Raw genomic sequence first — 13734 nt, forward strand, 5'->3', positions numbered from 1 at the left:
GAGGCTATGGTTGCATAAAGCCCAAGCTGAGCGCGTTCACGCAGCTTGGGCTTTATGCACAGGTCAGGCTATTCCAGACTGAGGGGAGGGTGAAAGGGTTAAGCCTCTTCCAGATATGACTGGGCGTCAAGGGCGGCGCGGCAACCCATGCCGGCGGCACTGATGGCTTGGCGATAGGTGCGGTCCACGCAATCACCGGCGGCGAAAATGCCCGGAGCGTTGGTGAGGGTGCTGCCACCATCCACGATGATGTAGCCGTCCGCATCACGATTCACTACGTCGGCTACGAAGTCGGTGGCGGGAGTATGTCCGATCGCCACGAAGATCGCGTTGCAGTCAAGCGTGCTTTCCTCGCCGGTTACGGTATTACGGAGCGTGGCGCTAGTGACATGCTTCTGTGGTCGCTGAGGCAATCCAGACAGCAGGCTGCCAGCGTTCAGCGAGAGCTTGCCACCAAGGACTGTATTACCGAGAACAGTGCCGCCAAGGACTGAGTCACCTTGGGACTTGTTGCCTACCCCGGGGAGTGTGATGGACGGTGACGGCGTGGCAGTGGAAGTTTCAGCACGAGAAGAGTCGGTGTCTGCTTGATTCGCATCAGCATTGGCTGGAGTGGGGGTGATGCTGTTGGATTTGGCGGCAGGTTCCGCAGCTGACGGGGAGTCGCTGTTGATGGCAGTGACAACGGTATTGGTCAGCAAGGTGAGCTTGGGGTTGGCCTTAGCGCGTTCGACCATAATCTGTGAGGCGCGGAAAGTGTCGCGACGATGAATCAAGGTGACGGAGGAGCCGAATCGTGTGAGGAACAAAGCCTCCTCGAATGCCGAATCGCCGCCGCCGACTACAACGATGGGCTTGTTCTTGAAGAAGAATCCATCGCAGGTGGCGCAGTAGGAGACACCGTTGCCAGACATCTCCTCTTCGCCGGGGACACCGAGTTTACGTACGTTGGATCCAGTGGCCACGATAACGGCAGCGGTCTCGAACTGTTCGTCGTCCGAAGTGGTTAATCGGTATTGTGGACGTCCGTCGTGCTGGGGGAGTGCTTCCACCGATACGACGTCGGCAGGGAGAAATTCCGCTCCGAACCGTTCGGCCTGCTCGCGCATGCGATCCATCAGTTCCGGGCCGAGAATACCGTCCGGGAATCCCGGGAAGTTTTCCACCTCTGTGGTGTTGACGAGCTGGCCTCCGGGGGCTAGAGCACCCGTAATGATCAGCGGGTTAAAACCGGCTCGCCCCAGATAAATACCTGCCGTGTATCCGGCAGGGCCGGAACCAATGATGATGACGCGATGTTTCACGTGAAACATTTTCTCATCGTGTGCTGACCTTACGCTGTTGTAGGAATCCTTCAATGAGTTATTGTGTTGCAGAGGCCGCGTCGATCTTGATTCCATGAGAGTCGGTCGTTGGATAAGACAGAGTGAGGTGGGTGTACGTGGCAAGCGAGCGAAAGAGGTCCAGCAGTCGCAGCTTGCGGGAACGTGAGGAAAAATATGAGCGTGGCACTCGTTCGTACACGATGTCCCATATTCGCGGCAAAGACACCTCGATCGAAGTGCTGGTACGTAGTTATCTGTTTCGTCATGGGTTGAGATTTCGGAAGAACGACAAACGATACCCCGGGCATCCGGATGTAGTGCTGCCGAAATATCGCACGATAGTATTCGTTAACGGGTGTTTTTGGCATGCGCACGAACATTGCCCCAAATATTCGATGCCGAAATCAAACATTGAATTCTGGACAGCTAAGCTTCTGCGCAATAAAACTCGTGATGCTGCGCAGCATGCCGAATTGGAGGCTGCTGGATGGCGTGTGATTGTGGTGTGGGAATGCGAGTTGGTGAAAGCGAATCGTGAGGCCAGGCTGGAACAACTAGTGCAGCAAATCACTGGAACCTGCGATAAGTGACATCGGATGGCGACTGTCCTATGCCGTCATTCATCTCATGCGGGTATACCTATAGCTATGACCAAAAAGATTGCAGTATTGACTGGAGCGGGCATTTCGACGTCCGCAGGCATCCCTGATTTCCGTGGTCCGGATGGCGTGTGGACCAAGCATCCGGACCAGATGAGCGTATACGACATCGACCTGTTCCTGAACGATGCCGAGGCCCGTGAGTATTCGTGGCGGTGGCAGAAGGAGTCGCCGGTGTGGAATGCACAGCCAGGCGCGGCGCATAAGGCGCTGGTCAAGCTGGAACAGGCAGGTATGCTGACGCTGCTGGCCACACAGAATTTCGACGCATTGCATGAGAAGGCCGGTAATTCACCGGACCTTATCGTGAATCTGCATGGCACCATCGGTACTTCGCATTGCATGAAGTGTCATCAGAAGTACAATACGGCGGACATTATGGCCAAGCTGGACGAAGAGCCGGATCCGCACTGCCATCGCAAGTTGAAGTACCGCGGTGATATGCCATGCAACGGACTGATCAAAACCGACGTGGTGTATTTCGGCGAGGCGTTGCCGGACGGGGCGATGGAGAAGTCCTATGAGCGGGCCACGAAAGCGGACGAGCTGTGGGTGATCGGTTCGACGCTGGAAGTCTTCCCGGCAGCAAGTATCGTACCGGTGGCGGCCCAAGCCGGAGTGCCGATCACGATTATGAACATGGGCCGTACCCAGTACGACCGTCTGGCCACGCGACTGATTCGCGAGGACATCGCCGTCGCGTTGCCGAAGTTGGTGGACGAGACGATTGCCGCGGAAGCGCGGTAATCCGCAATGATCCATGGTGGTGCTGTGCACAGTAGCACTGCGGACCATTGCGCCCATTTCGCGAAAATGACTCACTGACGGTCGGTCAGTGAGTCATTTTCGCGAAGGATAACAACGACGGGAGCTGTATCAGTAGATGCGCTTGGGCTGGAAGCCGGCTTGACGCAACGCCGCAAGGATGCGGTCGATGTGATCCGGACCATTGGTTTCGACCGTGACTCCAAGAGACACCGCGTTGGTGTAGTGGCCGGACGCCTTGAACTGATCGTGGTCAAGCGCAATAACATTGGCACGCTGTTCGGCGAGTAGCGTCGCCACCTTGACAAGCTGTCCCGGCGTATCCGGCAGTTCGACCTCGAAGTTCATGATGCGGCCGCGGGCGATCATACCCTTCTGAATAACGGCACCCATCGTCACGGTGTCGATGTTGCCGCCGGACATAATAGGCACTACCACATGCGGTCCGCCGGCCTGAGCGAACTTGCGCGAACGCAGGTTGAGGTGTTCGAGTGCGGCCAAGGACACGGCACCGGCCGCCTCCACAACAAGCTTATGCTTCTCCAGCATCAGCAGAATCATCTCATTGATATCACGCTCGGAAACGGTGACCAGATCATCCAGGAATTCGTTGAGCAGTGCGAACGGCAGATCGCCCGGATGCTTGACTGCCACGCCCTCGGCGGAAGTAAGCACCTGATCAGCCGGGGACACGTGGCCGGAAGCCAACGAATCCTTCCATGCCGGAGAGCCTTCCGGAATGGCGCCGATCACGCGCACTTCAGGTTTGAACGTCTTGATGGCCAACGCCACACCGGCACCGAGACCACCGCCGCCGAGAGGCACCACCACATCGGTGACGTTCGGTACGTCTTCGAGAATCTCCAGGCCGATAGTGCCCTGACCGCAGATGACCTCATAGTCGTCAAACGGCGGCACATAAATCATGCCCTGGGTTTCGGCGAGTTCGGCGGCGTGCGCTGCGGCTTCATCGAACACATCACCATAGAGCACCACATCGGCACCGTAGGCCTTAGTGGCATCCACCTTGAGCGGCGGAGTGATTTGCGGCATGCAGATGGTGGCCTTGGCGCCACGCTCGCGAGCCGCATATGCCACGCCCTGTGCATGGTTGCCGGCGGATGCGGTGACGATGCCGCGGGCCAGCTGCTCCTCGGACAGGGAGGCGATCTTGTTGTAGGCGCCACGAATCTTGAACGAACCGGTGACCTGAAGATTCTCCGGCTTGAGCAGAATCTCATGGCCGGTCATCTCGCTGAGCGCCGGCGAGGGAATGATCTCGGTGTGGCGGGCAGTACCCTTGAGTCGTTTGGCGGCGAGCTTCAGTTCCGCTGCGTGATCGCGTTGCAGCGCTTTCAAAACGTCCTTTTGTTCCATGATGGACATTGTAAGACGGTGGTTGGTGACGGTAGCGGCAAATGTCCGGATTCCAAGGTTTTTGACGACTTGTCGGTGCGGGTATTGCGAGAAAAAACCGCACTGAGACGGAGTGAGCGCAGGTTTTTCTCGAAATTACGGTCCGTTGCGAGAAAAAACCGCACTGACATCACCGCAGCGCGGTTTTTTCTCAGAGTTCCTGAGAAGAACCAATAAATGAGGGGGTGTTGGCGGTTCACGCACCGCTAACACCCCCCCACAAACAGCATCACTGAAGATCAACCGTTACAGCTGGATGGCCACAGCCTCCCACGGATCGAGCTCGCCGTTGGCCAAGGAGACCACAGCGTGCGAAGCGCCATAGGTGGAGATCAGCACATCCGGTTCCGCCACGCCGGTGGCCACCAGCTCGGCAGACTCACGGGGCAGATCGACGGTACGGCCGGACAGATTGGCCACCACCAGCAGCTTCTCGGCGTTCAGCGTGCGGGTGAATGCATACACATGCTCGTCATCCGCGTCGATCAGATGCCAGTCACCGGCGGCGATCACCGCGCGTTCGTGGCGCAGGGCGATCAGCTTCTTGTAGAACGCGTACACCGAATCCGGGTCGTCGAATTCGCTGGCCGCATTGATTTCCGCCTTGTTCGGGTTCACGGAAATCCACGGTTCGACAGCGGCATCCGGTGCGGTGAATCCGGCGTAGGTGGACGCATCCCATTGCATCGGCGTACGGGCGTTGTCGCGGCTGATCAGCTCCAGCGCATCCATCATATTTTCCGGCGAAACGATCTTCGCCTCCTCGACGCGCTGGCGGAAGGCGTTGAGCGACTCCAGATCGCGGTACTGGTCCAGGCTCTTGAAGTGAGCGCCGGTCATGCCCAGCTCCTCACCCTGATAGATGTACGGGGTGCCGCGGTGCATGTGCAGCAGCAAGCCGTACGCCTTCGCCGAACGTACGCGGGATTCTTCGGTGGAATCGTCGCCCCAGCGGGAGACCACGCGCGGCTGATCATGGTTGCAGAAGAACAGGCTGGCCCAACCGGTGTCCTTCACCGCCTCCTGCTGGCCGGCCATCTTCTCGCGCAGGTTCTTCACCTCGAACGGGACGACATCCCACTTGGAAGAAGGCTTCTGGTCAACGCCAACGTGGTCGAAGAGGAACAACATATCCAGCTCACCATTGGCGGGATCGGTGATGTGCTCGTTGCGGGCCGGCGTGACGCCCGGTGCCTCGCCCACGTTCATGAAGCCTTCGCGCTTTTCGAACACTTCGCGACGCATCTCGGCAAGGAACTCATCCACGCGCGGACCGTCGGAGCACCACGGGAATGGGGAGGAGTAGCCCTCCGGACCCACCGGGTAATCCTCAATTTCGGATCCCGGCTCGCCCGGCAGCTTGCCGTTTTTGTCGATGGTCTTGGAAATCTGCGTAATGACGTCCATGCGGAAGCCGTCGATGCCGCGATCCAGCCACCAGTTCATCATGTCGTATACGGCGTGACGCACATCCGGGTTCTCCCAGTTGAGGTCAGGCTGCTTCTTTGAATACTGGTGGAAGAAGTATTCGCCGCGTTCCGGGCAGTACTCCCATGCGGAGCCGCCGAAGTAGGAACCCCACTGGTTCGGCTCGGCACCGGGAGTGCCGGGTTCGAAGCCTGGACGGGCCGGACGCCACCAGTACCAATCGGCATGCGGGTCGTTCTTATCCTTGGAGGCCTGGAACCAGGCGTGTTCGTCGGAAGTGTGGTTGACGACCAGATCCATCACGATCTTCAGGCCGCGCTTATGCGCTTCGACCAGCAGCTCGTCCATATCTTCCAAGGTGCCGAACAACGGGTCGATGTCGCGATAATCGGAGATGTCGTAACCGTTGTCGTCCTGCGGAGACTTGTACACGGGGGAGAGCCACACCACATCCACGCCGAGGTCGGCGAGATAGTCGAGACGGGAGGTGATGCCTTTGAGATCACCGAAACCATCGCCGTTGGTGTCCTGGAAGGAACGCGGGTAGATCTGGTAGACGACGGCGTTCGACCACCACGGATTCGGGGTGGCGCCGTTCGTGCGGATAGTGTCGGGAATGGTAGTGCGCTGCGGGGTGGTCATACCGGCAACCTTTCTATGGGAACTTCGTTGTTGGCCATGTGCGACGTGTGCTTCCACGAGCCGGAATCATCGGTTGCGGTGCTGTGCCAGATTGCTGCTAGCTGTAGCCGCCGCCGATATCCAACGCATGGTCACCGTATTATTGAACCAGTCCGATGGTTTTATTCCCATCGCACCGGTTTACGGGCGTGCCGGAAAGTAATTGCCATCACCGGCGGAACTTGGGTGCAATTGCCGGCACAATCACGAGTGGAATTGCCGCATCGCTTTGCCTGAGTGCCGAGCCGCGATGTATTTTTGTGATGAACGCAAGAAAAAGCGAGTCAACAGCGAGTCAAAAAGCGCGAAGGGGCTGCCTGTATGTCTGATGCCAATGCGATCCCGCAATGGTTTACCGGGTCCGAGCATACGCATCGTGTGGCGGCGGCCGTGGCCCAATACGGGCCGATCGCGCGCACCACACTGGCGCAGATGCTGGGATTGAGCCAGGGCGCGCTGTCGCGTATCACCAGTGATCTCATTTACGCGGGCGTGATCGAGGAGGTGCCGGCGAATGCGGTAGCTGGCATGCGGACCGGCAAACTTCCGGAGCGATTTACGCCTCGCGAAAGCACCGAACGTCGCGGCCGTCCGCAGACCTCGCTGGTGCTGTGCGCCAACGCACGCACGTTTGTAGGCGTCAAAGTGCATGGCACATCGATTGTGTCGGCAGCGGTCAACGCGCATGGTGAAGTGGTGTCCGGACGTCATGAGCTGCCGATAGGTGAGGATCAGTCGCCTGAATATGTGACCGGTGCGATTGCGCAGTTGGTCTCGGCTTGCGCCAACGATGTGGCTGCTGCAGGATTGGCGGCACCTAGTGCAGTCGGCGTGGCCGTAGGCGGCCATGTGATCGATGATTCCATAGTCACGTTTGCGCCGTTCCTGCATTGGGAGGACAGTACGGATTTGGGAGCGATGGTCGGTGCGGCGACCGGGCTGCCATGCGGAGTCTTCAACGATATCGATTCGCTGCTTGTGGATGCCTCTTGGTTCGGGCCGGGCGTGGGATTGGATATGTTCGCCGTGGTGACGATCGGTGTGGGTGTCGGCTATTCGCTGGCTGTGCATGGCGAACCGGTCCGGTACCCGGACAAAAGCTACGGACTGGTAGGCCATGTATTGATCGACCCGGAGGGGCCGCGATGCACCAGAGGACACATCGGATGTTCGCAATGTCTGACTGACGATTCGATTGCCGAGCAGTATTCCGCAATCGTGGGGCGACCGGTGACGTTCGAGGATTTCGCTGCCGACGCCCGCGCCCACATTCCTCAAGCCACACAATTAGTGAAACGTACCTGTTTCCGATTGGGCGCACTGGTGGCTACGGTGGCGAACATCGCCATGCCCGGTCATGTGATGATTGCCGGCGAATCCGCTTTTCTGGCTAAGCTGAGCACGGATTCCTTGCGTGACGGCATTCGGTACTACCGGCATAGCCAGACCCAGCCGGTGAAGTTCACGATTATGAATCACGACTGGCAGCTGTGGGCCAAAGCCGCCGCCAGTCGCGTCATCGTCAAGCACATCGGCTAGCGCATTTCCATAACGGCGTGTGCCCGCATCCCCGCGTGCGTGTCCCGCGCAGCGCCCGTACCCCGAGCACACTTTTCGCACGAATCGGGTGCAAAACACGCCAGTTCCGGCCGTCTAACGTACTTTTCGCACGAATCGGACGGGATCCGGCCACCGTACATACTTTTCGCGCGAAATGGATGCAAAACGGCTGAAAATCGCACGTTTTGCGCTCGATTCGTGCGAAAAGTGCGTTAGGAGTACGCGCATGGAGTCAGGACGGCTTGTGGCTGGGGGCGCTTGGGTGCGCTTGGGTGCGCTTGGTACGTTTGGGGGAGCGTTGGGGAGCGACTGCCGTACACCCAACGGGCGGTCAGCTTAACACGCCACAGCCTTGAACAGCACGGCTTGCTGAGGGTGGAGGGACGGCGGGCGGATGCCATAGCGCTGCAACGCTTCGCCGGTCATCACCACGCCTTCCTCATTCCACCAGCCGAGCGTGCTCTGCCCGTTGGTGAGACCGGTCAGATCCAGGCTCGGATCAAGCGGGCTCACACGGTAGGTGCGTTCGGGGTCGAGACCGGGCAGATGCACCGGTGCGGCCGGATAGGTCTGGCTGGTGGTCAGTTGGGTGAAACGGTAGATGGCGGCGTCGCGATTCGGCATCACCATGCCGTCGAGTCGCACGGCGGGATCATTGGAATCGGCGTGCACGCAGGTGTCGATGGCGAACCAGTCGCGATGCTTCTTGAATTCGTCCACCCATACGGCCAACTCGGCGAGGGATTCTTCCGGCTCTTTCAGCAGATTCCATTCAATGCCCATATGCCCGAAGAACGCCATCGCCATGCGCAGTTCCTGACTAGTGGCACGTTGCGTGGAATGCGCTGGGCTGGCACCCACGTGTTCGCCCATCATGGCCGGAGGCACGAGCAGCGATGTATAGCGCTGGATGTCCGCGCGCTCTACCGGATCCACGCAATCGGAGACCCAGATACGATCGGCGTATTCGAGGATGCCGAGATCCACACGGCCACCGCCGGAAGAACAGCTTTCGATCTCCAGTCCCGGATGACGCTCCTTGAGCTTCTTGAAGATGTCATAGACGGCGAGGGTCTGCGCATGTACGGCCGGCCGGCCAGAGTAACGGGAGCATGCTTCGGTGACGAGCTTGTTGTGATCCCATTTGATGTAGTCGATCTTGAGGTCGCCCACCAACGTATCCATGCACTCGAATATGTAGTCGAATGCCTCGGGATTGGTGAGGTCCAGCACCTGCTGGCTACGGCCCTGCAACGGCAGACGGCCGGCGGTGGGGGAGAGTATCCAATCAGGATGGTTGCGGGTCACTTCGGAATCGGGGCTGACCATTTCGGGCTCAAACCACAGTCCGAACTGCATACCCTTGCCATGCACATAGTCGGCGAGGGCCTGCAACGACTTCGGGCCTTCCGGCCAGACATCCGGCGAAATCTGCCAATCGCCAAGGCCGGACGTATCGTCGCGGCGAGAGCCGAACCAGCCGTCGTCGACCACGAATCGTTCCACACCAGAGTCGGCGGCTTTATCGGCAAGCGCCGCGAGCGTATCGAAATCATGTTGGAAGTACACGGCCTCCCACGTATTGAGCAGTACCGGACGGCCTGCAACGAACAGACGCGGGTGGCGGGAGCGCACATAGTCATGGAATCGCGCGGCGATTTCGTTGAGTCCGTCGCCGAACGAGCCGAACAGCCACGGAGTCTCGTAGGAGCTTTGACCCTCACCCTGCGGTGCCAACGTTACTTCGCCGCCGAACAGCAGCTCGCCGCCACCGATCACACCTTGCGTATACGGCAAACGTTCGGCGGACAGCACCGAATTGCCACTCCATCCCACATGCACCGAATAGGCCTCGCCATGCTCGAATCCGAAGCCGGGCACGCCCGCGGTGAGCAGTAGGGAAGCGTCGAAATCCGGGCGTCCGGCGAGCTGCGGTTTTTCGAAACGTCCGATGGTCATCGGTTGACGTTGCGGGCTGCGCTCACGCAGGTGATGACCTGTGGTGGTTAGGATTTCGCTGGCCGATTCGGGCAGGGGGAAGCCGAGTTCGATATTGCCGACTTCCAGCGGTGCCGGGTTGGTGCTGAGGTTGGTGACCGTCGCCTTCTGTCGTACGAGTCCTCCGGGCGTCAGTTCCAGTCGCCATTCGATGCCGATGCCCTGCTCGTCGTCATGTGCGGTGACGACGACGCCGGGTACGCGCACCGGCCTGGTGGTGCGGGAGCGTCCGGTCACATCCGTGTACTGTTCGCCGGTGGTGGCGTCGAGCGTTGCCTCAAGTGCGCCTTCGGTTGTGATGCCGGTCACCGTGAACTTGGGGAACAGTTCGATGCCGGCGCGACGCAGCACTACGCGCGGCTTGCCGATCCAGCTTTCGGCTTGCGTGGGCAATACGGTCGGCCACGCGGTGTCGTCGAGCGCGCCGGACACGCGCTGTGGCTTCAGTGCGTCGTATGCGGCGAGCAAGGTTGCGGGATCGGACAGCGGGCGGCCCCAGTGGACGATGTGTGGCAGGGTATCACCGGCAACGATCAGGCCGATTGCTGCACGGCTGGCTGGCTGGGCAAGGTATATGGCGGTGAGGGCTGTACCGTCGGAGGCGGTGCCGGTGAAGGTACGGGTGAGCGCTGTGGAATCGGTCATAATGGCGATGTCTCCTTTGACCTGACGTACTGGATGCTTACTGACTACTACTGGTTCTGATGGTAGAAATATCGCAATATGTTGACTTGATGCAGCGTGTTGGCCGGGGAAAGTAAGTATTTGGCGTGCTTCCGCTGCTGTTGTGCGGTGAAATGTTCCGTTTCATTGCGTCAGATCCACGAAATAACGCCATTTTTTTGTTATCACACGGCAGGCAAAGCACCACACGATAGAGCTTGGGTGGATGTGGAGGCGCAGGGGGTTATCGGCGGGCGGCGAAAAAGGCGGTAAGGACTGCTTGACAGTCGCGTTCGAGGATGCCGCCATATACCTCGGGGGTGTGGCCCACATGCGGGTCACGTGGGATATCCCAGACCGAACCACAGGCACCGAGTTTGGCGTCCCACGCGCCGAACACAATGCGGCCGATATGCGTCTGGATACATGCGCCCGCACACATCGGGCATGGTTCGAGTGTGACTACCAACGTGCAATCGGCAAGATTCCACGCGCGGGCCGTCGGTTCGATGCTCGCTGCGGACGTTTCCCCACTGGTGACGTTGCTTGCCAAGTCGTCTGGCGATGCGCCGACTACCTCCTCGGCTTTTCCTCTTGATACCGTTGACGTTGACGCAACTGGTCCTGACGACGCGGGCCCGTCCGCCGCATGGCGGGCGCGGAACTGGGCGGCTTCGCGCATCGCAAGAATCTCGGCGTGGGCCAGCGGGTCGCCGTGGGTTTCGCGCGTGTTGTAACCGCGGCCGATAATCGAGCCATCAGCGTCGAGCACCACGGCGCCGACCGGTACGTCGCCGGCCGCCGCGGCAGTACGGGCCAGCTCCAACGCCTTGAGCATCGCGTCCTTATCATGCATACGACGAGTCTAAACCGTATTCTTCGGCGCACGGCTTAACGCGTTGTAGCAACAGGTTTCCTATACTTTGGCTGTTACACGAAAACCTGCACTCCGCAGAATCGTGCGGGAGAGACGAGCAGCGGTTTCCGCCGCTCACCATAGAGAGGGTGGAAGCGAAGTATGGCGGTATTCAAACTCATTGTGTGCATCATCGCAGCTGTGGTGCTGAGTTCGTTTATCAGCCGCTTCATCCCCAAAGTCTCCACGCCTCTGGTGCAGATTCTGCTTGGCGTGCTGGTGACCTATCTGCCGTTCTTCCCCAATGCGAGTCTGGATCCAGAGCTGTTCATGGTGCTCTTCATCGCTCCGTTGCTCTATCTGGAAGCGCATGAAATCGACAAGTCGGCCCTGCTGAAAACGTTGAAACTCAGCCTTTCGCTGGCCATAGGACTGGCAATCGCCACCATGGCGGCGGTCGGATTCATCCTGCACGCGGTCTGGCCGGCAATCACGTTGGCGGCTGCGCTGGCATTGGGTGCCGCACTTGGCCCGACCGACGCCGTGGCTGTAAGCTCGCTCGGCAAAGAGGCATCCTTGACACAGCGTCAACGAGGTGTGCTCAAAGGTGAATCACTGTTCAACGACGCCTCGGGCATCGTCGGCTTCCAGTTCGCGCTGGCCGCGGCATTCACCGGAGACTTCGCCGTAGGACAGGCCGCCGGCGAATTCGTGTTCTCGTTCATCTGCGGCACATTGTTCGGCCTGATCGTCGGCGCGCTCGCCAACTGGGTGTTTGAAACCGTGCGCTCGCTGGGTTGGGAAACCACCACCACCCGTATTCTGATGGAACTGTTCCTGCCATTCCTGCTGTATCTGGGCGCTGAAGAATTCCACGTGTCCGGCATTCTTGCCGTAGTCGCGGCCGGCCTGTTCATGCGTTTCGATCGCACTGGCGTAGGGCCGAATGTGGCACGCACGAATATCGTGTCCGGTTCGGTGTGGGGTGTGCTGAGCTTCTCCCTCAACGGTGCGGTGTTCATTCTGCTGGGCATGCAGCTGCCGGGTGCAATGGAAGCCAGCTGGTCCGATCCGCATATCAGCAACGCGAAACTGATCGGCATCATCGTGCTGGTCACGGCAGTGGTGATCGTGCTGCGATTCATCTGGGTGAGCGCCATGCTGCGCATCGCCCGAGACACGGCGACCGGTCGCCGTCGTCCGATGACCATCGAACGGTGGCGATCGGCCGCAGTGATGACCTTCGGCGGCCCGAAAGGCACCATCACCCTTTCGCTGATGTTCACCATCCCGTACTACTTGGCGAGCGGCGTGCCGTTCCCCATGCGTGACGAACTGATCTTCATCGCCTCCGGCGTCATCGTCATGACCCTGCTGCTGGCCAACTTCCTGCTGCCGTTGCTCGCCCCGAACCGCGGCAAAGACACCACTGCCGAAATGGTGCCGATCACCATCGAAGTGCTGCGCTCCACCGTGGAGGAATTGACCGGCCGTATCACGCCCGACAATCGCCGTGCCGTGCTGATGGTGATCGACCAGTACACCAAGCGCATCAGCCGTCTCAAACAACGCATCGGCGAATCCGATCCGCAAGGATTGGAGCGTCTGCAGATCGAAGCCCTGCATTGGGAGAAGGAATTCGTGCGCGACCGCCTGGCCGAAACCCGTGCACATCCGGCGGCGGACGAAGCCACACAGGAATTGAACGTCGAGGCATGCGAGCGTATGCTCGACCAGATCATGAACACGCTGCGCCACGCGTCCACCGATTCGAGCTCCGGGCATACGGTATCGCAGATTCGTGGCCGCGGCCGTATGCTGCAGCGCCGTATCGGCAATCTCGCCAAGCGTACGATCTCCAAGATTCGTCACACCACGCCGCTGGTGAGCGAAGACCAGATTTTCGCCCGTACGCGCGAAATTCAGGTCGAGGCGATTCATCACGTCATCGGCAAACTGCTGGACGAAATGGGTCAGGATACGTACAACACCGAACACTGCTCGGCGCTGTTGCTTGATTACCGTCGCGCTGAAGCCTCGCTGCAAGCCCGTCCGAATATGACCGGTAGCGCTGAGGTGATTCAGCAGATCGATGATGTGAAGCGCGAAAGCTACGGTATTGAACTAGGTGTGATTCAGGACATGTTCGAGGCCGGCGATATCAGCCGCGCTCAGATGCGTACGTTGAGGCGCAATATTTATGTCATGCAAGTAGATGCCGATTCCGGCATCTAGCTTGCATGACCGTCGCGGCGTAGCCACTCCCCTCACCTACGCACAGTCCACTGGACTGTGCGCTTGACGGTTCGGTAAGTAGATGCTGATTCCGGCATCTGACTTGCATGACCGTCGCGGCGTAGCCGGTCTTTTCACCTGCGCACGG

Annotated in this window: 9 protein-coding genes; 4 read left to right on the forward strand and 5 right to left on the reverse strand. The window is 59.4% G+C overall.

Features of this window, described 5'->3' with window-relative positions; genetic code table 11:
* Positions 1-98 precede the first annotated feature (98 nt).
* Entirely contained in the window at positions 99-1313 is a 1215-nt protein-coding gene (locus CUU80_RS10070) for an NAD(P)/FAD-dependent oxidoreductase (RefSeq protein WP_100497205.1), read from the reverse strand.
* 128 nt (positions 1314-1441) lie between these two features.
* Here CUU80_RS10070 and CUU80_RS10075 point away from each other — a divergent pair, with 128 nt between their 5' ends.
* Positions 1442-1915 (forward strand): very short patch repair endonuclease, encoded by a 474-nt coding sequence (locus CUU80_RS10075; protein WP_279325010.1) that lies wholly within the window; start codon positions 1442-1444, stop codon positions 1913-1915.
* A gap of 57 nt (positions 1916-1972) precedes the next feature.
* On the forward strand, positions 1973-2731 hold the full coding sequence (locus tag CUU80_RS10080) for a Sir2 family NAD-dependent protein deacetylase (RefSeq protein WP_100497207.1): 759 nt from the start codon (positions 1973-1975) through the stop codon (positions 2729-2731).
* A 129-nt stretch (positions 2732-2860) separates the two neighbouring features.
* On the opposite strand, the gene ilvA is transcribed toward CUU80_RS10080, so the two are convergent.
* On the reverse strand, positions 2861-4126 hold the full coding sequence (gene ilvA, locus CUU80_RS10085; RefSeq protein ID WP_100497229.1) for a threonine ammonia-lyase: 1266 nt from the start codon (positions 4124-4126) through the stop codon (positions 2861-2863).
* A 285-nt stretch (positions 4127-4411) separates the two neighbouring features.
* A complete protein-coding gene (locus CUU80_RS10090; RefSeq protein ID WP_100497208.1) occupies positions 4412-6235 on the reverse strand; it encodes a glycoside hydrolase family 13 protein in 1824 nt (607 codons plus the stop codon).
* Between the two features lie 360 nt (positions 6236-6595).
* Here CUU80_RS10090 and CUU80_RS10095 point away from each other — a divergent pair, with 360 nt between their 5' ends.
* A complete protein-coding gene (locus tag CUU80_RS10095) occupies positions 6596-7813 on the forward strand; it encodes an ROK family transcriptional regulator (RefSeq protein WP_100497209.1) in 1218 nt (405 codons plus the stop codon).
* 357 nt (positions 7814-8170) lie between these two features.
* Here CUU80_RS10095 and CUU80_RS10100 read toward each other — a convergent pair whose 3' ends face one another.
* Positions 8171-10477, reverse strand: a complete 2307-nt coding sequence (locus tag CUU80_RS10100) for an alpha-galactosidase (RefSeq protein WP_100497210.1) — start codon at positions 10475-10477, stop codon at positions 8171-8173.
* Positions 10478-10739: 262 nt separating this feature from the next.
* A complete protein-coding gene (locus CUU80_RS10105) occupies positions 10740-11351 on the reverse strand; it encodes a nucleoside deaminase (protein WP_100497211.1) in 612 nt (203 codons plus the stop codon).
* A 162-nt stretch (positions 11352-11513) separates the two neighbouring features.
* Between CUU80_RS10105 and CUU80_RS10110 the strand changes: the two genes are divergently transcribed.
* Entirely contained in the window at positions 11514-13586 is a 2073-nt protein-coding gene (locus CUU80_RS10110; protein ID WP_100497212.1) for a Na+/H+ antiporter, read from the forward strand.
* Positions 13587-13734 lie beyond the last annotated feature (148 nt).

This window comes from Bifidobacterium scaligerum (assembly GCF_002802865.1).
GTDB classification, from domain to species: Bacteria; Actinomycetota; Actinomycetes; order Actinomycetales; family Bifidobacteriaceae; genus Bifidobacterium; species Bifidobacterium scaligerum.